The sequence below is a fragment of the Streptomyces sp. NPDC059900 genome, assembly GCF_050270335.1.
Taxonomy (GTDB): Bacteria; Actinomycetota; Actinomycetes; order Streptomycetales; family Streptomycetaceae; genus Streptomyces.
In genome coordinates this window covers 1-19,446 of record NZ_JBNNJZ010000114.1, presented here as the reverse complement: position 1 = coordinate 19,446, position 19,446 = coordinate 1, and the positions used below count along the sequence as shown (strand labels likewise).

Here is a 19,446-nt window from a genome sequence, read left to right as displayed (position 1 = left end):
CAGGTCGATGACGTCCCGGACGGTACGGGCGTGCGCGAGGGCCGCCGTGATGCCCTGCACGATGCTCGTACGGCGGCGCCGGTCCTCCTCCTCGTCGGCGCGCCGGTGCCGGGCCGTACTGTCGCCCAGTTCCTGCGTGGCGTCGCGGATGACGCCCACGATGCGGTACGGACGGCCCGTTTCGTCACGGTGGATGAACCCCTGGGTATGGGTCCAGCGCAGACTGCCCTCGCGCAGCCGGATACGGAAGTAGATGCCGTAGGTCTCGCTGCCGTCCTTGAGCGCGTGCGAGACATAGGCGTCCATGCGGTGCGCCTCCGCCGGCGGGACCCGCATGCCAAGGGTGGTCGGATGGCCGTCGTACTCGTCGGTACGCACGTCGAAGACCTCGTGGCCCGCGGCATCGAGATGCATCAGGCCGCTGTCGAGGTCCCAGTCGAAGCAGCCTGTGCGGTTGAACGCCAGGATCGACCGCGGGTCCGCTGGCCAGTCGTCCGGCAGTGACGTGGGCGTCATGACACTTCAAGATTCTTCGCCGTCGGGCCCCGACCCGCACGCCGGGAGGGGCACCCGAGCCGATTCGGCGCAAGATGGCCCTGTGGAGTGGTTCACCGCGGATCAGTACTGGCTCGGCCGCCTCGTCTTCCAGCGGGCGCTCGCCGCCGTCTACCTCGTCGCGTTCCTGGGCGCGGCGCTGCAGTTCCGTGCGCTGATCGGGGAGCGCGGCATGCTGCCGGTGCCGCGCCACGTCGAGCGCGTGCCGTTCCGCAAGGCGCCCGGCCTCTTCCACCTGCATTACTCGGACCGCTTCTTCGCCCTCGTCGCGTGGACGGGCTGCGCCTGCGCGCTCGCGCTGCTCGCGGGCGCCGACGCTCTGCTGCCGCTGTGGGGCGGCATGCTGCTGTGGCTCGTGCCGTGGGTCCTGTATCTCTCGATCGCGAACGTGGGACAGACCTGGTACGGCTTCGGGTGGGAGTCGCTGCTCCTGGAGACTGGCTTCCTCGCCGTCTTCCTCGGCAACGACGAGACGGCGCCGCCGGTGCTCGTGCTCTTCCTGCTGCGCTGGGTCCTCTTCCGCGTGGAGTTCGGGGCCGGCCTGATCAAGATGCGCGGCGACGCGTGCTGGCGGAAACTCACCTGCCTGTACTTCCACCACGAGACACAGCCGATGCCGGGCCCGCTGAGCTGGTTCTTCCACCATCTGCCGAAGCCGCTGCACCGGGTGGAGGTCGCGGCGAACCACTTCACCCAACTCGTCGTCCCCGTACTGCTGTTCACACCGCAGCCGATCGCCACGGCCGCCGCCTGCCTGATGATCGTCACCCAGCTGTGGCTGGTCCTCTCGGGGAACTTCAGCTGGCTGAACTGGATGACGATCGTGCTCGCCGTGTCCGTCCTGGACTTCGGGAGCACGGCGGCGCCCGCGTACTCCCCCGCCGCCCCGCTCTGGTACGAGGCGGTGGTCATCGCGGTGACCGTCCTGCTCCTGTTCCTGAGCTACCGGCCCGCGCGCAATCTGTTCTCCCGGCGGCAGCTCATGAACTCATCCTTCGACCCGCTGCACCTCGTCAACACGTACGGGGCGTTCGGCAGCGTCAGCCGCGTCCGCCAGGAGATCGTCGTCGAGGGCACGGCGGACACGAAGCCCCGCCAGGAATCGGAGTGGCGGGAGTACGAGTTCAAGGGCAAGCCGGGTGACGTGCGGCGCTGGCCCCGGCAGTTCGCGCCGTACCATCTGCGGCTCGACTGGATGATGTGGTTCGCCGCGCTCTCCCCCGCTTACGCCAGGTCGTGGTTCGGCCCGCTGGTGGAGCGGCTGCTCGAAGGCGACCGGGACACGCTGCGGCTGCTGCGCCACGTGCCGTTCCCGCAGGACGCGCCTCCCGCGTACATCCGCGCCCGCCTGTACCGCTACCGCTACACGACCTGGCGCGAGCTGCGCGAGACGGGCGCCTGCTGGGAGCGGACGTACGTGCGGGAGTTCCTGCCGCCGACGCGCATCGACTCGCCTCGCTGAGTCATCCGCGCCGCCGGGTCCCTTTGCCTCCCGGATTCACAGGCCGTAGACGCGGGTCGCGGTCCCGGCGAAGAGCGCGGCGCGCTCGCTCTCACTGAGCAGTGCCGTCAACTGCTGTGCGGCGTCGACGACTTCCGCGTACGTGGCGGCCAGGGTGCAGACCGGCCAGTCCGAGCCGAACATCAGCCGGTCGGGGCCGAAGGCGTCCAGGACGGTGTCCGCGTACGGACGCAGGTCGTCGACCGTCCACGTCGTCGGGTCGGCCTCCGTCACCAGGCCGGAGAGCTTGCAGACGGTGTTGGGCAGCGCGGCCAGCGAGCGCACGTCCGCGGCCCAGGGTTCGAGGGCGCCGGAGGCGACGGGCGGCTTGCCCAAGTGGTCCAGGACGAAGATGAGTTCAGGGTGGTCCTGGGCCGCTTTGACGCAGGCGGGCAGCTGGTGGGGCAGGACGACCAGGTCATAGGCGAGGCCCGCCGCGCCGACCGCGGCAAGCCCGCGGCGCACGTCGGGCCGCAGCAGCCATTGCGGGTCAGGCTCGCCCTGCACCTGGTGCCGGATGCCCACGAGATGCCGGCCGCCCGGCAGTTGACGCAGCCGCGCGAGCGTGTCGGCGGCTTCCGGGCGGGTGAGGTCGATCCATCCCACGACGCCCGCCACGAGATCGCTCTCCTGTGCCAGGGCAAGGAACTCGGGAGTCTCGTCGGCCACCGTGACCGTCTGGACGAGCACGCTCGCGGCGACACCGGCGGCGCGGGCGTCGGGCAGCAGGTCCGCGAGCGAGAAGTTCCGGCGGATCGGGGCGAGCGCGTCGCCGGTGATCCATTCCTGGTCGCGTGCGGAGAGGTCCCACACATGATGGTGGGAGTCGACGAGGCGCGGTGTCACGGCAGCTCCCATACGACGGGCAGCCCCGCGTCCGCGCCCCCGGCCGAGTAGTCGTGCACGACGTCCAGGAGCTCGGCCATGCGCGCCTGCCAGGCGATGTTGACCGGCAGCTTGTCCAGCTCGGCGAGCATCCGGGCGTAGTCCTCGCACTCCAGGACGTGGAAGAGATCGGTGCCGCTGCGCCAGATCGTCCAGGAGGTGGCGCCCGCCGCGCGGATGGCGGCGGTGAGCTCGGCGGGCACCTCGCGGTGCACGGTGTCGTACTCTGCGACGCGGTCGGCGCGCACCTTGGTGTGCAGGGCGATTCTCACGCGTGCTCCTCTCCGGGGACGGGGACAGGGACAGGGACAGGGACGGGTGCACCGGCGGGCAGCAGCCCTTCGGCGCGGGCTTCCTGCCAGAAGCCGCCGGGCACTGCGGCTGCGAACTGCGTTGCGGCGTCGCGGACTTCGCGGTCCGAGCGGGCGCCCACGAGGACGGTGGCCACCGCCGGGTGGGCCAGGGGAAAGGCCAGGGCCGCCGCCCGCAGCGTGGTGCCGTGCCGTTCCGCCATGGCCTTCAGGCGGCGGGCGCGGTCCAGGAGGGCGCCGGGTGCCCTCGTGTAGTCGTACGTCGCGCCGGGGCGGGGGTCGGCGAGCAGGCCCGAGTTGAAGACGCCGCCGATGACCACCGCCTTGCCGTGCTCCTGCGCCGCGGGGAGCAGTTCGGCGAGGGCGCTCTGGTCCAGGAGCGTGTAGCGGCCCGCGCACAGCACGGCGTCGACGTCCGTGTCGCGGAGGAAGCGGGTGAGCATCGCCGTCTGGTTCATGCCCGCGCCGATCGCGCCGACCACGCCCTCCGAGCGCAGCCGCTCCAGGGCGGGATACCCCTCTCTGAAGGCCTGTTCCGCGTGGTCGTCCGGGTCGTGGAGGTAGACGACATCGACGCGGTCGAGGCCGAGGCGGGTCAGGCTCGCCTCCAGGGAGCGGCGGATGCCGTCCGCGCTGAAGTCCCAGACCCGGCGGTGCGTCGCGGGCACGGCGAAGCCGTGCGCGAGGTCGTCGCCCACGGACCCCTCCCCCGCCTCTTCGAGGAGGCGGCCCGCTTTGGTCGACAGGGCGTACGTCTGGCGCGGGCGGGCCCGCAGCGCCTCGCCCAGTCTGCGCTCGGACAGGCCGATGCCGTAGTGCGGTGCGGTGTCGAAGTAGCGCAGGCCCGCCTCCCAGGCCGCGTCGACGGCGGCGGCTGCCTCCGCGTCGGTGACCGGCGTGTAGAGGTTGCCGAGGCCGGCGGCGCCGAAGGACAGCTCGCTCACCTCGACGCCGCCGGATCCGAGGGTGCGCCGGGCCATGCCGCTCATTGGCCCGCCGGGCGCAGCCGCAGGCCCTGCATTCCGCCGTCGACGGCGAGCGCGGTGCCGGTGGTGGCGCCGGAGAGGGGGCTCGCGAGGTAGGCGATCGCGCCCGCGACCTCGTCCGCCGAGACGAGGCGTCCGGTCGGCTGGCGGGCTTCGAGCGCGGCACGCTCGGCCGCCGGGTCGGGCGCGGCGTCCAGGAGGCGGCCGACCCACGGGGTGTCCACGGTGCCGGGGTTGACGCAGTTGACGCGCACTCCCTCGCGCACGTGATCGGCGGCCATGGCGAGCGTCAGGGAGAGCACCGCGCCCTTGGACGCCGAGTACAAGGCGCGCTGCGGCAGACCCGCGGTCGCGGCGATCGAGCAGGTGTTGACGATCGCCGCACGGGTGGAGACGCGCAGGTGCGGCAGGGCGGCGCGCGTGGTGCGCACGATCCCGAGGACGTTCACGTCGAGCACCTTGTGCCACTGGTCGTCGCCGTTGTCCTCGACGGTGCCCTGCGCGCCGATCCCCGCATTGTTGATCAGTACGTCGAGTCCGCCGAGGTCCGCCACCGCGGCGGCGACGGCTTCGCGTACCGAGGCGTCGTCCGAGACGTCGGCGCGGTGGCCGGTGAGGGGCTTTTGCACGCTGTCCGGGTCCAGGTCGAGCACCGCGACCCGGGCTCCGCGCGCGGCGAGGAGCTCGGCCGTGGCCCGCCCGATACCGGAGGCTCCGCCGGTGACCAGGGCCGTCAGGCCGTCAAAATCGCGGGCGTCCGTCATGCGGCTGCTCCTTTGCCGTGCGCGAGATCGGCGGCCCAGAAGGCGCCGTCCGGATAGGTGAATTCGGCGAGGGACTCGGGCCGCATGGCGGCCGAGAAGCCCGGCGCGGCGGGCGCCAGGTAGTGGCCCTCGCGCAGCACGACCGGGTCGATGAAGTGGTCGTGGAGATGGTCGACGTACTCGATGACGCGGTTCTCGGTGGTGCCGGTCAGCGCCACGTAGTCGAACATCGACAGATGCTGGACGAGTTCGCACAGGCCGACCCCGCCCGCGTGCGGGCAGACCGGGATGCCGAACCTGGCCGCGAGCAGCAGGATCGCCAGGTTCTCGTTGACGCCGCCGACGCGGGCGGCGTCGATCTGCAGGACGTCGATGGCGCCCGCCTGGAGGAGCTGCTTGAACACGATGCGGTTCTGCACGTGCTCGCCGGTGGCGACCTTGACCGGGGCGACCGCCTTGCGGATCGCCGCGTGGCCGAGGACGTCGTCGGGACTGGTGGGTTCCTCGACCCAGTACGGGTCGAACTCCGCGAGGGCGCGCGTCCACTGCACGGCCTCGTCGACGTTCCAGCGCTGGTTGGCGTCGATGGCCATCCGGATGCCGGGTCCGATGGCCGCACGGGCGGTGCGGCAGCGGCGTACGTCGTCCGCGAGGTCCGCGCCGACCTTCAGCTTGATCTGGGTGAAGCCGTCCGCCACGGCCTGGCGTGCGAGGCGGGTCAGCTTCTCGTCGCTGTAGCCGAGCCAGCCCGGCGACGTCGTATAGCCGGGGTAGCCGTGCTCGCGCAGCAGGGCCTCGCGCTCGGCGGCTCCCTGTCTGCCCGACCGGAGGAGATCCAGGGCCTCTTCGGGAGTGAGGGCGTCGGCGATGTAGCGGAAGTCGATCTGGGAGACCAGCCACCGCGGCTCCGCGTCGGCGAGGAACCGCCACAGCGGCTTGCCCGCGCGCTTGGCCGCCAGATCCCACAGGGCGTTGACGACGGCGCCGATGGCCATGTGCATCACGCCCTTCTCGGGCCCGAGCCAGCGCAGCTGGCTGTCCCCGATCAGGTCGCGGTTCAACGTCCCCGGATCGGCGCAGAGTTCCTCGACGGACCGGCCGAGCACATGGTGGCGCAGCGACTCGATGGCGGCGACCTGGACGTCGTTGCCGCGCCCGATGGTGAAGGTGAAGCCGTGCCCCTCCAGGCCGTCGTCCGCGTCGGTGCGCAGGATCACGTAGGCGGCGGAGTAGTCGGGGTCCGGGTTCATCGCGTCGGAACCGTCGAGCTCCCGCGAGGTGGGGAACCGTACGTCATAGGTGTCGACCGCGATGATGCGGGCGGAGGTCGGGGACACAGGAGACCTTTCCGGAAAGGGGCAAGGAGGCGTGCGACGGCGGGGAACCCGGAGCGGGGTCAGTCCTGTGCGCGGCCGGTGGTGACGCGCGCGATCATCAGGGCGACCAGGATGATTCCGCCGTAGATGGCCTGGATCCAGAAGGAAGGCACCTGGGCGAGGGTGAGCAGGTTCTGTACGACGCCGAGCAGCAGGACGCCGGTGAGGGCGCCGAACATGGTGCCCTTGCCGCCGTCGAGGCTGATGCCGCCGATGACGGCGGCCGCGAACACCGTGAAGATCATGTTCTGGCCCTGGTTGGCGTTGATCGCGCCGACGTAGCCGGTCTGCATCAGTCCGCCGACGGCGGCAAGCGTGCCGGCCACGACGAACACGCCGAGCATCACGCGCTCGACGCGGATACCGGCGGCACGGGCCGCGTCCGCGTTGCCGCCGATGGCGTACAGCGCGCGCCCCACCCGGTGGTACTTGAGGACGAAGCCCGCGACACCGAAGGCGACGGCGGCCAGCCACACCGAGAGCGGGATGGTCAGGAACGTGGAGGTGGCCAGGGTGTAGAAGGCGTCCGGCATCCCGAAGAGCGTCTTGCCCTTGGTCGCCCCGACGAGCAGGCCGCGCAGGACGATCAGCATGGCGAGCGTGACGATGAACGCGTTGAGCTTGAGCTTCACCACGAGGATGCCGTTGAAGGCGCCGATGACCGCGCCGACGACGAGGATCGCCAGCAGCGCCACGGCGGCGGGCATCTCGGTGCCGAATCCGGCCTGCGCGGCGGGCAGTACGAGCAGCGCGCCGACGGCGGGCGCGATGCCGACGACCGATTCGAGGGACAGGTCGAACTTGCCGGTGATGAGGACGAGCGATTCGGCGAGCACGACCATGGCGAGGGCGGCCGAGGCGCCCAGGATGGAGATGAGGTTGCGCTCCGTGAGGAACGAGTCGTTCACCAGGGTGCCGAGCAGCATGAGCAGCAACAGGGCTGGTACGAGCGCGAGTTCGCGAGCCCGGCGGAGCAGCACCGAGCGCGCCTGGGCGCGGGCGTTGTCGGTCTTCGCCGTCAGGTCCGGTGCGGTCGAGGCCGACGGGGCCTTGGTGTCAGCCACGGTCATTCACTCCTTCTTGCACTCCTTCGGTTTCTGCCGACCGCGCGTTCTCCCCGACGCCCTCGATCGAGGCGATCAGCTCGTGGTCGTGCCAGCCCGCCTGGTGTTCGGCGACCACCCGGCCGTGGAAGAGGACCAGGACGCGGTCACAGCGCCGCAGGTCGTCCAGTTCGTCGGAGACGACGAGGACCGCGGTGCCGTCCTCGCGGGCGTTGTCCATGCGGGCGAGCAGTGACTCCTTGGACTTCACGTCCACGCCCGCGGTGGGGTTGATGAGGACGAGGAGCCGGGGGTCGGAGGCGAGCGCCCTGGCCATGACGACCTTCTGGGCGTTGCCTCCGGAGAGGTCGGACACGGGCTGGTCGGGGCCCTCGGCGTGGATGTCGAGGCGGTCGATGAGCTCTTCGGCGAAGCCGCGTTTGCGCTCGGTGCCGACGAAGCCGTACTTCCCGAGCCGGTCGAGCACGGACATGGTGGCGTTGTCGCCGATCGTCATGCCGAAGACCAGGCCCTGGTCGTGCCGGTCGCGCGGGACGCAGCCGACGCCGGCCCGCAGCGTGGCGGTCACGTCCCCGAACGGCAGGCGCTTGCCGTCGAGTCGGGCGTCTCCGCCGGTCGGTGTGTGCAGGCCCGCGATGGTCTCGGCGAGGTTGATCTTGCCGCTGCCGCTGGATCCCGCGAGCCCGACGACCTCGCCCTTGCGGACGGTCAGGTCGACGTCCGCGTACGAGTCGCTGGTGAGGCCCTCGACGTCGAGCATCACCGGGGCGTCGGCGGGCACCTCGGTGCGGGCGACGGACTCCTCGGCGGCCTTCTTCTCCTGAAGGGCCTCCCCCGCCATCGCCTCGACCAGGGCGGCGCGCGGCAGTTCGGCCACCGGGGCGGTGGTGATCCAGCGGGCGTCGCGCAGGACGGTGACGGTCTGGCAGACCTCGTACACCTCCTGGAGGTGGTGCGAGATGAAGAGAAAAGTGACCCCCGACTCCTGGAGGGCCCGCATGCGGGTGAAGAGGCGCTCGATCTCGCGGTTGTCGAGCTGCGCGGTGGGCTCGTCCAGGACGATGAAGCGCGCGCCGAAGCTGAGCGCCCGCGCGATCTCCACCATCTGCCGGTCCTCGACCTTGAGGTCCGCGGTGCGGGCGTCCGGGTCGACCCGCACGTCCCAGGTGTCGAGCACCTCGGCGGCCTGCGCGCGGAGCCTGCGCCAGCTGATGAAGCCGCCGCGGCCTTCGGGCTGCCGGTTGATGAAGAGGTTCTCGGCGACGGTGAGGTCGGGCACGACGGTCGGCTTCTGGTAGACGCAGGCCACCTTGCGGCGCCAGGCGTCGCGGTCGGCGAGCGGCGGTGCGGGCTCGCCGTCGAAGAGGACGGTGCCCGCGTCCGGCGCCTGGAGGCCGGTGAGGATGGTGACCAGGGTGGACTTGCCCGCGCCGTTGCGCCCGACGAGGGCGTGGGACTCGCCGGGCAGGACGGTCAGCCGGCCGTCCTCCAGCGCGACGGTGGGTCCGTACCGCTTGACGATGCCGGTGGCTTCGACGAGCGCGGTCTGCGCCGTCGGCCCCGGCGTGGGGGGCTTGCTCATCGGCGTACTCATTTGACCGTGTTGCCCCACAGCTTGGAGTCGTCCACGTTCTCCTTGGTGACCAGGGGCGCGGGCAGCTGGTCCTCGAGGATGCCGCTGGGCAGCTTCACGATGGTGGAGTCGTGGTCGGTCGGGCCCGGCTTGAACTTCTCCCCCTTCATCGCGGCCTTGATGTAGTACATCCCGTACTTGGCGTACGCGTCGGCGGGCTGCGAGACGGTGGCGTCGATCTGGCCCTTGCGGATGGCGTCGAACTCCTGCGGGATGCCGTCGTTCGAGATGACGGTGATGTGGCCCTTCTCGCCGGTCTTCTTCAGCATTCCCTTGGACTTCAGGGTCTGCAGGGTGGGGGCGAGATAGACACCGCCCGCCTGCATGTAGATGCCCTTGATGTCGGGGTTGGAGTTGAGCAGCGTGTCCAGCTTGGAGGCGGCCGTGTCGGACTCCCACTTGGCGGGGATCTCCAGGACCTCGAGCTTCGGGTACTTCTTCTTCACGCAGGTGCGAAACGCCTCGGAGCGCTCGCGGCCGTTGACGGACGCGAGGTCTCCCATGATCTGGACGACCTTGCCGGTCTTGACCTGCTTGCCGAGGTAGTCGCAGGCCTTCTCGCCGTACGCGACATTGTTGGCGCGCACCACCATCGCGACCTTGCCCTTCTCGGGAGCGACGTCGACGGCGACCACGGGCACGCCCTTGCGCTCGGCCTGGTCGAGACCGGCGGAGATCGCGGCGCTGTCCAGGGGCGCGACGACGAGGCCCTTGACGCCCTGGTTGAGCTGGTTGTTGATGTCGGTGATCTGCTGCGAGGGGTCGCTGTTGGAGTTGACCGTCTTGTTCGTGTCGACGTCCTCGGACTTCGCCATCTTCGGCACGTAGTCGTTGTACGACTGCCAGAACGGCGAGGTCAGCAGGGGCAGGATCACCCCGACTTTGCCCTCTCCGCCCTCGCCGCCGGCGGGGGCCGCGTTGTCCGTCGTACTGCCACATGCCGTGAGCACGAGGGACGCGCAGGCCGCCGCGGCGGCGATCCGCGCCGCCCGCGGAGTCCCCGCCCTGCTGGACCTGTTGCGCACTGTTCTGCCGGCCATCTGACGGCTCCTCATCGAAGGTGATGCGAACGTGGATCGGGCGACTGATGGCGAATATTTATCAGACCACTTGGCTCTCACAACACCCTCCGTCGCCAAGTTTTCCTGGTTTTAGGCCGTAGTGGTCCGACCACATCTCTGGTTAGACTGCGGCGCACTCGGCTAGTGGAGGAGCGTCACGTGGACCAGACCGCCCCGCAGAAGGGCACCGTGACCGGGCGGGCCATCGAGCAGATCAAGGCGATGATCGGCGAGGGCCGCCTGGAGCCGGGCCAACGCCTGCCCACGGAACGCGACTTGGCCGCACAGCTGGGCATCTCGCGCAGCTCCATGCGGGAGGCGATCCGCGCGCTCACGGTGATGGGCGTCCTGGAGGCCCGGCACGGCTCGGGCATCTACGTCACGCAACTGGAGGCCGGGGATCTCCTGGAGACCTTCGGAGTGGTGGCCGACCTGTCGCGCGGACCGCGCCTGGTGGAACTCCTGGAGGTGCGCAGGGTCCTGGAATCCACGGCGACGGCGCTGGCGGCGGCACGCATCACCCCGGACCAACTGGCCGACGTGGAAAAACACTTGGAGGCGATGAACGCCACGGAGGACCCGGAGGAGATCCTCTCCCACGACCTGGCGTTCCACCGCACGATCGCCTTCGCGGCGGGCAACGACACGATGGCGGCCATCCTGGAGGGCCTCTCCTCACGCACGTTCCGCGCCCGGGTATGGCGCGGCTACCAGGAGGAGGACGCCTTCGAACGCACCCGCCGCGAACACGCCCGCATCCACCGCGCCCTGGTGTCCCGCGACCCGGAAGCGGCCAGAGCCGCGGCGGCGGCACACGTGGGCGAGGTGGAGGAGTGGCTGCGGGCGCAGTTGGACGGGTAGGAGCGTCCGAAGCCGCGCCCGACTGCGGGGTCAGGACCGCCGTACCGCCACCACGTCGATCTCCACCAGGATGTTCATCAAGTCCGAGCCCACCGTCGTGCGGGTCGGGTAGGGGGGCGTGAAGAAGTGTTCGTAGGCCTCGTTGAACTCCTCGAAGTCCCGGTGCAGGTGTTGCAGGTGGACCGTTGTCTTGACCACGTCCGACAGTGTCAGGCCCTGCGCCCCGAGTACCGCCTGGACGTTGCGCAGGACCTGGGTCGTCTGGGCGCCGACCGTTTCGGCGACGGCGCCCGTGGCCGGGTCCTGGGGGCCGAAGCCTGCCGTCCAGACGAAGCCGGAGGCCTCGATGCCCTGGCTGTAGGCGCCGGCGGGCCGCGGGGCCTCGGCTGTGCGGATCTCGGTCATCCGGTCAGGTCTCCCTCGCGGTCGTTGACTGCCGCGTAGTGGCGCAGTTTGTCCTCGTCGACGGTCACGCCCAGGCCGGGGCCCTGTGGCACGGTCAGACTGCCCGCGTTCAGTTCGAGCGGCTCGATGATGTCGTCGGCGTGGAGGTAGTACATGGAGTCGATGGCCCGGTTGAGGACCGGTGTGCTGGCCACCACCGCCAGATGCGCGGCGGTGGCGATGCCCAGCTCGCCGCCGCTGTGCAGGTTCATGCCCAGGCCGAAGGTCTCGCAGTGCGCGGCCAGGGCCTTGGTCGGTGCGATGCCGCCCCACTTGTAGACGTCACCGTGGATGATGTCGACGGCCCGCAGCCGCATCGCCGGTGCGAAGTCCTCGAAGCGGACCACGCACATGTTGGTGCACAGCGGGATGCGGACCTGCGCGTGGACCTGGCTCATGCCCTCGATCCCGACGCAGGGGTCCTCCAGGTATTCGAGATTCAGGTCCTCCAGGGCCCGCCCCGCGCTCACCGTGTCCGGCACCGACCAGGCCGCGTTCGGGTCGACCCGCAGTTTGACGGCGGGCAGTGCCGCGCGGATGGCGCGCAGGATCCGGACGTCGCCGTCGATGTCCGTCGTGCCCTTCAGCTTCACCGCACGGAAGCCGCCCTCAGAGACGACCTTGACGGTGTGCTCGGCCAGCGCCTGGCCGAGTGCCTCACCGGTCGCGCCGCCCGCGTCCGCGCGCGTGATCAGCGCCGTCAGCGGCACCTGGTCGCGCACCGCCCCGCCGAGGAGTTCGGTGACCGAGTGGCCGCTGGCCTTGCCCATCAGGTCCCAGCAGGCCACGTCGAGGGCGGCGATGGCCGCGTAGCCGAGGTAGCCGTGGAAGAACGGCACCATGTGCTGCTTGCGATGGAAGGCCTCAAGAGCGAAAGGGCTGGTGCCTATGAGGTCCTGCGCGAGTTTGCGGACGAGCGCGGCGACCGGCTGCCCCCACATCGTCTCGCCCCAGCCGACCAGACCGTCGTCGGTGCGGATCCGCACCACCGTGCGGGTCTCGCCGGTCTTGGTCTCGAAGGAGCTGGTGAACGGATTGGTCAGGGGCAGGTTGACGACCTGCACATCAACATCGGTGATCTTCATGGTTCTCCTCGCTACGTGATCGTTCACTTGCTCCCGGGCCGCGTCGCCGCGTCGAAGGCACGGATCGCCTCCGCCAGCTGCGCCGCCCGCGCGTCGAGCAGCCGCCCGCCCCGCTCCCCGTCGGCGCCGGAGGGATCGTCCGTGGCCCCGCCGACCCGCTCCCATTCGCCGTACCGCTCCACGCTCAGTCCCGGGTGCGGCGGCCGGTCGAACAGGGGCGGCGGCTGCACCGGCTCCCGCACCGGCAGCGGGGTCCTGACCAGGTCCGGGTGCGCGGCCAGCATCAGGGAGGTCTCGAACCAGCCCGCATGGCCCGGCGTCACCTCGGGGCGCCCCGCTTCGTCGCCCTCGCCGAGGCTCCAGTACGAGCAGGCGGCCAAGGCGACGTCCGTGTGCAGGGCGAACTCCTTGATGGCCAGGCGCATCACCTCGTCGTTGCCGCCATGACCGTTGACGATCATGATGCGGTCGAATCCGCTGCGGCTCAGCGAGCCGAGGATGTCGCCGAGCACCGCGCCGAGCGTCGCCGCGGACAGCGAGACCGCGGCGGCGAAGAGGTGGTGCGGACTGTGCCCGTACGGCAGCACGGGCAGCCGTACGACCCGGGGTCCGTCGTCCCCGAGCAGCTGCGCCGCGCGGTCCGTGACGGCGCTCGCGAGCAGGGTGTCCGTGCCCATCGGCAGATGCCCGGCATGCTGTTCCTGGGAGCCGATGGGCAGCAGCGCGATGCCGCCGCGCCCCGCCTCCCGTGTCTGGCGCCAGGTGAGCTCGGTCAGGTCAAGCACCGGTCTGTCTCCTCGGATCGTGCCGTGGCAGAGTCTGCGCATGGCTGTTGAACGTCCCCCGCTGCGCCTTGTCCCCGACCCGGCGCCGCGGCCACCTGCACCGCGCCCGGCCCTCGGCGCGGTGGAGGTGCTGCCCGGAGTGGTCCGGGCAGCGCTGGTCTCGCGCGCGGGCAAGCTGCTGCACCGCACCGAGACGGCCTTCGACGCGAGCGGCCCGCGCCGTTGCGTGGACAGCGCCCTGCGGGAAGCGGCCGGGGCATGCTTCGCCGGGCCCGGCCGCACGCCGGACGGCATCGGAGTCGCCGCGGCGGGCCTGGTGGACCCGGAGACGGGCACCGTCCTGGAGGCCAACGACGTACCCGCCCTGCACGGCTACCCGGTGGCGGCCGTGCTGCGTGACCTGGTCGGCGTGCCCGTCCATGTCGAGCACCGGGCCCGCCTCCAGGTCCTGGGCGACCGCTGGTTCGGGGCGGGCCGCGGCCGCCGCACCTTCGCCTCGGTGTCGACCGGCGAGGTCCTCGGGGTCGGGATTCTCTACGAGGGCGCGGTGCTCGCCCCGCACGGCGGCCGCAGCGGCGCCCATATGACGGTGGCGGCCAGTGGCGAGACCTGCACCTGCGGGGCGCGCGGCTGCTGGAAGACCATGGCGACCACCCGCTGGCTGCGGCAGCGGGCGCGGTCCGCGGGTCTGACCGGGGTGGAATCCCTCGCGGACCTCGCGGACGGGACCGATGCGGCGGCCCGCGCGCTCGTCGAGGAGTACGCGGACAATCTCGCCCTCGGCCTGGTCAACGTGCAGCAGCTCTTCGCACCGGGCCTGTTCGTGCTGCACGGCGAGGCCCGCGAGGGCGGTGAGCCGTTCCGGGCCCGCATCGAGGAGCGGCTGCGCCGCGACACCGCCTGGTCGACCGCCGAGCCGCCGCGCGCTCTGCTGGGCGAGGTGGGCCCGGACGACGTGGCGCTGCTCGGCGGCGCCGGCCTCGTCCTGACGCACGGGTAGCCCGGCCCGCACTGCTCCCCTCACCGGGCCCTCGCCGTCCGCCGGGTGCGGTAGCCGTCGGGGCGTGGCACCGCGGCGAGCAGCTCCCTCGTATAGGGGTGCTGGGGATGCTTGAGGACGGCGTCCGCGGTGCCGCTCTCGACGATCCGGCCCTGGCGCATGACGGCCACCCGGTCGGCGACCTGCTGCACGACGGCCAGATTGTGCGAGACGAACACATAGGTGAGGCCGAGTCGCTGCTGAAGTTCGGTGAGCAGGTCGAGGACCTGGGCCTGCACCGAGACGTCGAGTGCGCTGGTCGGCTCGTCCAGGACCACGAGGCGTGGCTCGGGCGCGAGCGCGCGGGCGATGGAGATGCGCTGGCGCTGGCCTCCGGAGAATTCGTGCGGATAGCGGTCCTGCAATCCGGAGTCTAGGCCGACCCGCGTCAGAAGCTCCCCCACCCGCTCGCGCAGCCGTGCCCTGTTCCGCCGGCCCCGGTAGGAGGCGTCGTGGGTGACGAGGGGTTCGCCGACGATGTCGGTGATGCGCAGGCGCGGGTTCATGCTGGAGTAGGGGTCCTGGAGCACCACCTGCATGTGGGCGCGCATCCGGCGCAGTTCGGCGGCGGGCAGCGCGGCCAGGTCGCGGCCCTCGAACCGGACGCTGCCCGCGGTCGGCTCGGTGAGCGCCAGGAGCAGCCGGGTCAGGGTGGTCTTGCCGGACCCGGACTCGCCGACCAGGGCGAGCGTCTCGCCCTCGGTGACGGTCAGCGAGACGTCGTCGACGGCGACGGTCACGCCCTGGCCGGATCCGAACTCCTTGCGCAGGTCGGTCAGTTCGAGCAGCGTCGTCATGCCGGCTCCAGTCGGGGGGTCGCGGCGAGCAGGCGCCGGGTGTAGTCCTGCTGCGGGTCCTCGAAGACATCGGCGACGTGGCCGCTCTCCACGACACGGCCGTGGTGCATCACCACGACCCGGTCGGCCGTCTCGGCGACCACGCCCAGATCGTGGGTGATCAGTACGACGGCCATGCCGTGCCGCTCGCGCAGTTCGTCGAGGAGTTCGAGGATCTGGCGCTGCACGGTGACGTCGAGGGCGGTGGTCGGCTCGTCGGCGATGAGGACCCGGGGTCGTCCGACGAGCGCGGTGGCGATCATCACGCGCTGTCGCAGGCCGCCGGAGAGTTCGTGCGGGTACTGGCGGGCGCGGCGCCCGGGCTCGGGGATGCCCACCTCGCCGAGCGCGCGTACCGCCTCCTTGCGGGCCTCGGCGCGGGAGGCGCCCCGGTGCCGCTGGAGAACCTCGGCGACTTGGTGGCCCACCCGCTGGAGCGGGTCGAGGCTGGTCATCGGGTCCTGGAAGATCATGGCGATGTCGTTGCCGCGGACCGACCGCAGCTGCTTCTCGGACAGGGCGAGCAGATCGCGGCCGTCGAGGCGGATCTCGCCGCCGGTGTAGACGCACGGCGGTTCGGGGTTGAGCCGCAGCACGGAGAGCAGGGTGGCGGACTTGCCGCTGCCCGATTCGCCGACCACGGCCAGGGTTTCGCCCGCGTGCAGGTCGAGGCTGACGCCGCGTACGGCGTGCACCGGGCCGGAGCCGAGCCGGAAGTCGACGGACAGGTCCTTGATCTGGAGGAGAGGGGTCATCGGCGGTACGCCTTCGGGTCTGCGACGTCCCGCAGGGCGTCGCCGGTGATGTTGACGGACAGCGAGGTGAGCATCAGGGCGAGTCCGGGGAACACGGCGATCCACCAGGCGGTGCCGAGGTACAGCTGGCCGTCGGCGAGCATCGCGCCCCAGGTCACGGTCTCCTTGGGGACGCCGAGCCCCAGATAGCTGAGCGAGGCCTCGGCGACGATGGCGGCGGCGATGTGCAGGGTGCCGATGGTGGCGAGGGGCGCCATCACGTTGGGCAGGAGGTGGCGGCGCAGGATGGTGAAGTCGCGTACGCCGGTGGCGCGGGCCTGGGTGATGTAGTCGCGCGAGCGCAGCGAGAGCACCTCGGCGCGCACCACCCGTGCGTAGGAGACCCAGCCGGTGAAGCCGAGGACGAGCACCACGTTCCACAGTCCCGAGCCCAGGAAGCCGACGATGGCGAGCGCCAGGAGCAGGGAGGGGAAGGCCAGTTGGATGTCGGCGGCCCGCATCAGGAGCCGGTCGAACCGGCCGCCGCGGTAGCCGGCGAAGAGGCCGCAGGCGGCGCCCGCGACTCCGGCGAGCAGGGCCGCGCCGACGCCGACGAGCAGCGAGATGCGTGAGCCGTAGATGACCCGGGAGAGCAGGTCGCGGCCGAGCTGGTCGGTGCCGAGGGGATGGCTGCCGCTGCCGCCGTCCTGCCAGGCTGGCGGCTTGAGCCGGACGAGGAGGTTCTGGGCGGCCGGGTCGTGGGGTGCGAGCAGCGGGGCGAACACCGCGGCCAGCACCATCAGGGCGAGGACGCCGAGTGCGACGGCGGCCAGGCGGTTGCGCAGCAGCGTGCGCAGGGCGGCGGATCGTATGAGGGGTGTCTTCGCGGGCGGCAGGGGTGCGGCGGCCGTCTCGTCGGACATCTGAGGGGTGGTGGTCATCGCTGGGCCCGCACTCTCGGGTCGAGGAGGCTGTAGGACAGGTCGACGAGCAGATTGACGAGGACGAAGGCCGCCGCGAAGAAGAGGACCGCCGCCTGCACCATCGGGAAGTCGCGGTGCGAGATGGCCTCGACGGTGAGCCGTCCGATGCCGGGCCAGGAGAAGACCTGCTCGGTGAGGATGGCGCCGCCGAGCAGTCCGCCGAACTCCAGGCCGACCACGGTGACGGTCGGCAGGGCCGCGTTGCGCAGTCCGTGGGCGAGGACCACCTTGCCGGGGCTGAGGCCCTTGGCGCGCGAGGTGCGGATGTGGTCGGAGCCGAGCACGTCGATGAGGGAGGAGCGCAGCAGTCTGGCGATGACGGCGACCGAGTAGACGGACAGGGTGATGGCCGGGAGCACCAGATGGGCGAAGGTGCCGTAGCCGGACGCGGGCAGCGCCTTGAGCTGTACGGAGAAGACCAGGATGAGCAGGATGCCGATCCAGAACGGCGGCGTCGACTGGCCGAGCAGGACGGCGGTCATCACGGAGGTGTCCCCGGCACGGCCGCGCCGCATCGCCGCGTAGATCCCCGCGGGCACCGCCACCAGGAGCGTGATCACCATGGCGCCCAGCGCGAGCTGGAGGGTGGCGGGCAGCCGTTCCGCGAGCACTTCTGCGACCGGGCGGCCGTGTACGAGCGAGTCGCCGAGGTCGAAGTGGAGCAGGCCCCACAGGTAGTCGCCGTACTGCGCGATCAGCGGCTGGTCCAGGCCGAGTTGGGCGCGCAGGGTGTTCTCCTGGGCCTGTGTGGCATCCGGCGGCAGGAGCTGCGTGACCGGGTCGCCGGAGAGGCGTACGAGGAGGAAGGCGATGGTGGCGACGGCGAACAGGACGCCGAGCGCGGTACCCAGGCGTGCCGCGATCTGCCGCAGCAGGGGTGGCACGGCCACTGTCCGGCCCGTCATGGCCGCGGTCCGGCTCATCGGGAAACCTCCGCGCTCTCCATGGCCAGAGCGCCGTTGACGATGGGGGTCCACTGGGCGCGGGTGGTGCGCGCCAGGATGATGTCCTGCTGGTAGAGCGGCACGAACGGCGCCTCGTCGAGCATGAGTTGCTGGAGCGCGGAGAACGCCTTGGTGCGCTCCTGCGGGCTGACGGACAGTTCCTCGGCGTCGATGAGATGGTCGGCGCGCTCGGATTTCCAGCGGCTCTGGCGCCGGTCGCCGCGCACGATGGACTGGAGCATGCTGCTGCCGTCGAGCGTCCACACGGAGCTGGCGGCGAGGTACAGCGGTCCGAGCGCGTGCCGGTTCTTCGAGGTGAGGCGCGAGGAGAAGGTGCCGGGGTCGAGGAGTTCGACGCGGGCCCGTATGCCCACGCGGGCAAGGAGCCCCGATATGGCCTCGGCGACCTGGGCGTCGGTGTTGGACGCGGTGAGGGTGGTGGAGAAGCCGTCGGGGTGTCCCGCGTCGGCGAGGAGTCTGCGTGCGGTGCGCAGGGAGCGGCGGTAGGGCCGCAGCGACGCGTCGAACCCGAAGGTGCCGTGCGGGATCATGGCGGGCACCTCGCGGGCCTTCCCGTCGAGCACGGCATCGATGAGCAGGGGCACGTCAACAGCGTGGTTGAGTGCCTGGCGCACCCTGCGGTCGCGCAACGGCCCCACCTGCGTGTCGAGGTTGAGGTAGGCGGTCCGGGTGCCGGGGTGGTTCTCCAGCTCCACGCCGCCGTATCCGGAGAGCTGCCGTGCGGCGTCCGGGGTGAGCCCGGTGACCAGGTCCACCTCGCCGCTCTGGAGGGCCGCGAGCGCGGATGCCGGGTTGGGCAGCGGGGTGAAGACGAGTTCCTCGACGTCCGGAGTGCCGTGGAAGTGCCCGGTGTTGCGCCGCATCGTCAGCTCGCGGTCGCGCCGCCAGCTCGTGAAGCGGAAGGGCCCGGTACCCACGGGATGGCGGGCGAAGTCCTCGTCACCGGCCTTCGCGATGTGCTTCGGCGGCACCACGACACCGCCGAACAGCGAGAGCTTGGCGGGCAGGATCGGGTCGTGCTGGCTGGTGTGGATGTCCACGGTGTGCGCGTCGACGACGGACACGCGCTTCACGTAGCGCAGTTCGACGATCGGCGAGCGGGTCGCCGGATCGAGGATCCGCTCGATGCTGAACTTGACGGCCGCCGCGTCGCAGGGCTCGCCGTTGTGGAAACGCACGCCCCGGCGCAGCTTGAAGCGCCAGGTGGTCCTGGAACGTGCGGACCACGAGAGCGCGAGGCGGGGCGCGAGCCGGCCGCGGGCGTCGCGTGCGGTCAGGGTGTCGAAGATGTTGATCAGGACGTTCATGGTGATCATGTCGCCCTGTTTGTGCGGATCGAGGGTCGAGGGGTCCTCGGCCTGCGCCACCCGCAGCACCCCGCCGCGCACGCCGCCGGTCCCGGCCCCGCAGCCGGTGAGCGCCACGGGAACGGCGAGAGCGGGAGCGGCAAGTGCTCCCAGCCGCAGGGCTCCACGACGTGACATACCTGGATGGGTCACGCGCCACGCACCCTTTCAATGTTCCATCGAACAGTACGATCGTTCCGTTCACCGGAACGCGGTTGGGTTAAGCTAAGCG

At 71.1% G+C, this 19,446-nt stretch carries 20 protein-coding genes; 3 read left to right on the top strand and 17 right to left on the bottom strand.

All coding sequences use genetic code 11. The features are described from left to right. Nucleotides 1-516, bottom strand: a 516-nt coding sequence (locus ACQKIP_RS17920) for a PAS domain-containing protein (RefSeq protein WP_427743416.1), incomplete at its 3' end; no start/stop codon positions are given. Between the two features lie 82 nt (nucleotides 517-598). Here ACQKIP_RS17920 and ACQKIP_RS17915 point away from each other — a divergent pair. Beyond that, complete coding sequence (locus tag ACQKIP_RS17915; protein ID WP_365865111.1) at nucleotides 599-2,017, top strand: lipase maturation factor family protein; 1,419 nt, start codon at nucleotides 599-601, stop codon at nucleotides 2,015-2,017. A gap of 36 nt (nucleotides 2,018-2,053) precedes the next feature. Here ACQKIP_RS17915 and ACQKIP_RS17910 read toward each other — a convergent pair whose 3' ends face one another. The 8 genes from ACQKIP_RS17910 to ACQKIP_RS17875 are packed head-to-tail and all read right to left on the bottom strand — an operon-like array spanning nucleotide 2,054 to nucleotide 10,115. Beyond that, nucleotides 2,054-2,914: an amidohydrolase family protein gene (locus ACQKIP_RS17910; protein ID WP_365865109.1), complete on the bottom strand. Its 861-nt coding sequence runs from the start codon at nucleotides 2,912-2,914 to the stop codon at nucleotides 2,054-2,056. Continuing rightward, a complete protein-coding gene (locus ACQKIP_RS17905; protein WP_365865108.1) occupies nucleotides 2,899-3,213 on the bottom strand; it encodes an L-rhamnose mutarotase in 315 nt (104 codons plus the stop codon). The genes ACQKIP_RS17910 and ACQKIP_RS17905 overlap by 16 nt, the downstream gene beginning before the upstream one ends. Beyond that, the gene (locus ACQKIP_RS17900; protein WP_365865106.1) at nucleotides 3,210-4,241 is read right to left on the bottom strand and encodes an aldo/keto reductase; all 1,032 of its coding nucleotides are present in this window, start codon (nucleotides 4,239-4,241) and stop codon (nucleotides 3,210-3,212) included. Before ACQKIP_RS17900 ends, ACQKIP_RS17905 begins: the two co-directional genes overlap by 4 nt. After that, complete coding sequence (locus ACQKIP_RS17895) at nucleotides 4,238-5,002, bottom strand: SDR family NAD(P)-dependent oxidoreductase (protein ID WP_365865105.1); 765 nt, start codon at nucleotides 5,000-5,002, stop codon at nucleotides 4,238-4,240. The genes ACQKIP_RS17900 and ACQKIP_RS17895 overlap by 4 nt, the downstream gene beginning before the upstream one ends. Beyond that, nucleotides 4,999-6,339: an L-fuconate dehydratase gene (locus ACQKIP_RS17890; protein ID WP_365865104.1), complete on the bottom strand. Its 1,341-nt coding sequence runs from the start codon at nucleotides 6,337-6,339 to the stop codon at nucleotides 4,999-5,001. The genes ACQKIP_RS17895 and ACQKIP_RS17890 overlap by 4 nt, the downstream gene beginning before the upstream one ends. Before the next feature lie 59 nt (nucleotides 6,340-6,398). After that, nucleotides 6,399-7,442 (bottom strand): ABC transporter permease, encoded by a 1,044-nt coding sequence (locus ACQKIP_RS17885; RefSeq protein ID WP_365865102.1) that lies wholly within the window; start codon nucleotides 7,440-7,442, stop codon nucleotides 6,399-6,401. Next, a complete protein-coding gene (locus ACQKIP_RS17880) occupies nucleotides 7,435-9,024 on the bottom strand; it encodes a sugar ABC transporter ATP-binding protein (RefSeq protein WP_365865101.1) in 1,590 nt (529 codons plus the stop codon). Before ACQKIP_RS17880 ends, ACQKIP_RS17885 begins: the two co-directional genes overlap by 8 nt. A gap of 8 nt (nucleotides 9,025-9,032) precedes the next feature. After that, a complete protein-coding gene (locus tag ACQKIP_RS17875) occupies nucleotides 9,033-10,115 on the bottom strand; it encodes a sugar ABC transporter substrate-binding protein (protein ID WP_365865100.1) in 1,083 nt (360 codons plus the stop codon). Between the two features lie 180 nt (nucleotides 10,116-10,295). On the opposite strand from ACQKIP_RS17875, the gene ACQKIP_RS17870 reads away from it, so the two are divergent. Continuing rightward, complete coding sequence (locus ACQKIP_RS17870) at nucleotides 10,296-10,997, top strand: FadR/GntR family transcriptional regulator (RefSeq protein ID WP_365865098.1); 702 nt, start codon at nucleotides 10,296-10,298, stop codon at nucleotides 10,995-10,997. A gap of 30 nt (nucleotides 10,998-11,027) precedes the next feature. On the opposite strand, the gene ACQKIP_RS17865 is transcribed toward ACQKIP_RS17870, so the two are convergent. Genes ACQKIP_RS17865 through ACQKIP_RS17855 form a run of 3 tightly spaced genes read right to left on the bottom strand, consistent with a single transcriptional unit; the run spans nucleotide 11,028 to nucleotide 13,353 of the window. Then, nucleotides 11,028-11,402: a RidA family protein gene (locus ACQKIP_RS17865; protein ID WP_365865096.1), complete on the bottom strand. Its 375-nt coding sequence runs from the start codon at nucleotides 11,400-11,402 to the stop codon at nucleotides 11,028-11,030. Further along, nucleotides 11,399-12,526 carry a mandelate racemase/muconate lactonizing enzyme family protein gene (locus ACQKIP_RS17860; protein ID WP_365865094.1) on the bottom strand — a complete coding sequence of 376 codons (1,128 nt, stop codon included), beginning with the start codon at nucleotides 12,524-12,526 and terminating at the stop codon, nucleotides 11,399-11,401. The genes ACQKIP_RS17865 and ACQKIP_RS17860 overlap by 4 nt, the downstream gene beginning before the upstream one ends. A gap of 23 nt (nucleotides 12,527-12,549) precedes the next feature. Continuing rightward, nucleotides 12,550-13,353: a creatininase family protein gene (locus tag ACQKIP_RS17855; RefSeq protein WP_427743410.1), complete on the bottom strand. Its 804-nt coding sequence runs from the start codon at nucleotides 13,351-13,353 to the stop codon at nucleotides 12,550-12,552. Here ACQKIP_RS17855 and ACQKIP_RS17850 point away from each other — a divergent pair. Beyond that, on the top strand, nucleotides 13,352-14,311 hold the full coding sequence (locus ACQKIP_RS17850) for an ROK family protein (RefSeq protein WP_365865090.1): 960 nt from the start codon (nucleotides 13,352-13,354) through the stop codon (nucleotides 14,309-14,311). The two genes, ACQKIP_RS17855 and ACQKIP_RS17850, sit on opposite strands and share 2 nt — an antisense overlap. A gap of 20 nt (nucleotides 14,312-14,331) precedes the next feature. On the opposite strand, the gene ACQKIP_RS17845 is transcribed toward ACQKIP_RS17850, so the two are convergent. From ACQKIP_RS17845 to ACQKIP_RS17825, 5 genes are read right to left on the bottom strand one after another with little or no spacing between them, the layout of a single operon-like run. Beyond that, nucleotides 14,332-15,147 carry an ATP-binding cassette domain-containing protein gene (locus ACQKIP_RS17845; RefSeq protein WP_365865088.1) on the bottom strand — a complete coding sequence of 272 codons (816 nt, stop codon included), beginning with the start codon at nucleotides 15,145-15,147 and terminating at the stop codon, nucleotides 14,332-14,334. Continuing rightward, nucleotides 15,144-15,941 (bottom strand): ABC transporter ATP-binding protein, encoded by a 798-nt coding sequence (locus ACQKIP_RS17840; protein ID WP_365865086.1) that lies wholly within the window; start codon nucleotides 15,939-15,941, stop codon nucleotides 15,144-15,146. Before ACQKIP_RS17840 ends, ACQKIP_RS17845 begins: the two co-directional genes overlap by 4 nt. Further along, nucleotides 15,938-16,861, bottom strand: a complete 924-nt coding sequence (locus tag ACQKIP_RS17835; protein WP_427743407.1) for an ABC transporter permease — start codon at nucleotides 16,859-16,861, stop codon at nucleotides 15,938-15,940. The genes ACQKIP_RS17840 and ACQKIP_RS17835 overlap by 4 nt, the downstream gene beginning before the upstream one ends. Beyond that, nucleotides 16,858-17,826, bottom strand: coding sequence for an ABC transporter permease (locus tag ACQKIP_RS17830; protein ID WP_365865084.1), 969 nt, complete (start codon nucleotides 17,824-17,826; stop codon nucleotides 16,858-16,860). Before ACQKIP_RS17830 ends, ACQKIP_RS17835 begins: the two co-directional genes overlap by 4 nt. Next, nucleotides 17,823-19,352 carry an ABC transporter substrate-binding protein gene (locus ACQKIP_RS17825; protein WP_365865082.1) on the bottom strand — a complete coding sequence of 510 codons (1,530 nt, stop codon included), beginning with the start codon at nucleotides 19,350-19,352 and terminating at the stop codon, nucleotides 17,823-17,825. The genes ACQKIP_RS17830 and ACQKIP_RS17825 overlap by 4 nt, the downstream gene beginning before the upstream one ends. Nucleotides 19,353-19,446: the final 94 nt, after the last annotated feature.

What these genes read in the sequence shown, in the direction of transcription:
- ACQKIP_RS17910 (WP_365865109.1), bottom strand. Translation starts at nt 2,914, where the DNA reads ATGGGAGCTGCCGTGACACCGCGCCTCGTCGACTCCCACCATCATGTG.
- ACQKIP_RS17900 (WP_365865106.1), bottom strand. Translation starts at nt 4,241, where the DNA reads ATGAGCGGCATGGCCCGGCGCACCCTCGGATCCGGCGGCGTCGAGGTG.
- ACQKIP_RS17895 (WP_365865105.1), bottom strand. Translation starts at nt 5,002, where the DNA reads ATGACGGACGCCCGCGATTTTGACGGCCTGACGGCCCTGGTCACCGGC.
- ACQKIP_RS17880 (WP_365865101.1), bottom strand. Translation starts at nt 9,024, where the DNA reads ATGAGCAAGCCCCCCACGCCGGGGCCGACGGCGCAGACCGCGCTCGTC.
- ACQKIP_RS17875 (WP_365865100.1), bottom strand. Translation starts at nt 10,115, where the DNA reads ATGGCCGGCAGAACAGTGCGCAACAGGTCCAGCAGGGCGGGGACTCCG.
- ACQKIP_RS17865 (WP_365865096.1), bottom strand. Translation starts at nt 11,402, where the DNA reads ATGACCGAGATCCGCACAGCCGAGGCCCCGCGGCCCGCCGGCGCCTAC.
- ACQKIP_RS17860 (WP_365865094.1), bottom strand. Translation starts at nt 12,526, where the DNA reads ATGAAGATCACCGATGTTGATGTGCAGGTCGTCAACCTGCCCCTGACC.
- ACQKIP_RS17850 (WP_365865090.1), top strand. Translation starts at nt 13,352, where the DNA reads ATGGCTGTTGAACGTCCCCCGCTGCGCCTTGTCCCCGACCCGGCGCCG.
- ACQKIP_RS17855 (WP_427743410.1), bottom strand. Translation starts at nt 13,353, where the DNA reads ATGCGCAGACTCTGCCACGGCACGATCCGAGGAGACAGACCGGTGCTT.
- ACQKIP_RS17845 (WP_365865088.1), bottom strand. Translation starts at nt 15,147, where the DNA reads ATGACGACGCTGCTCGAACTGACCGACCTGCGCAAGGAGTTCGGATCC.
- ACQKIP_RS17840 (WP_365865086.1), bottom strand. Translation starts at nt 15,941, where the DNA reads ATGACCCCTCTCCTCCAGATCAAGGACCTGTCCGTCGACTTCCGGCTC.
- ACQKIP_RS17835 (WP_427743407.1), bottom strand. Translation starts at nt 16,861, where the DNA reads ATGACCACCACCCCTCAGATGTCCGACGAGACGGCCGCCGCACCCCTG.
- ACQKIP_RS17830 (WP_365865084.1), bottom strand. Translation starts at nt 17,826, where the DNA reads ATGAGCCGGACCGCGGCCATGACGGGCCGGACAGTGGCCGTGCCACCC.
- ACQKIP_RS17825 (WP_365865082.1), bottom strand. Translation starts at nt 19,352, where the DNA reads ATGTCACGTCGTGGAGCCCTGCGGCTGGGAGCACTTGCCGCTCCCGCT.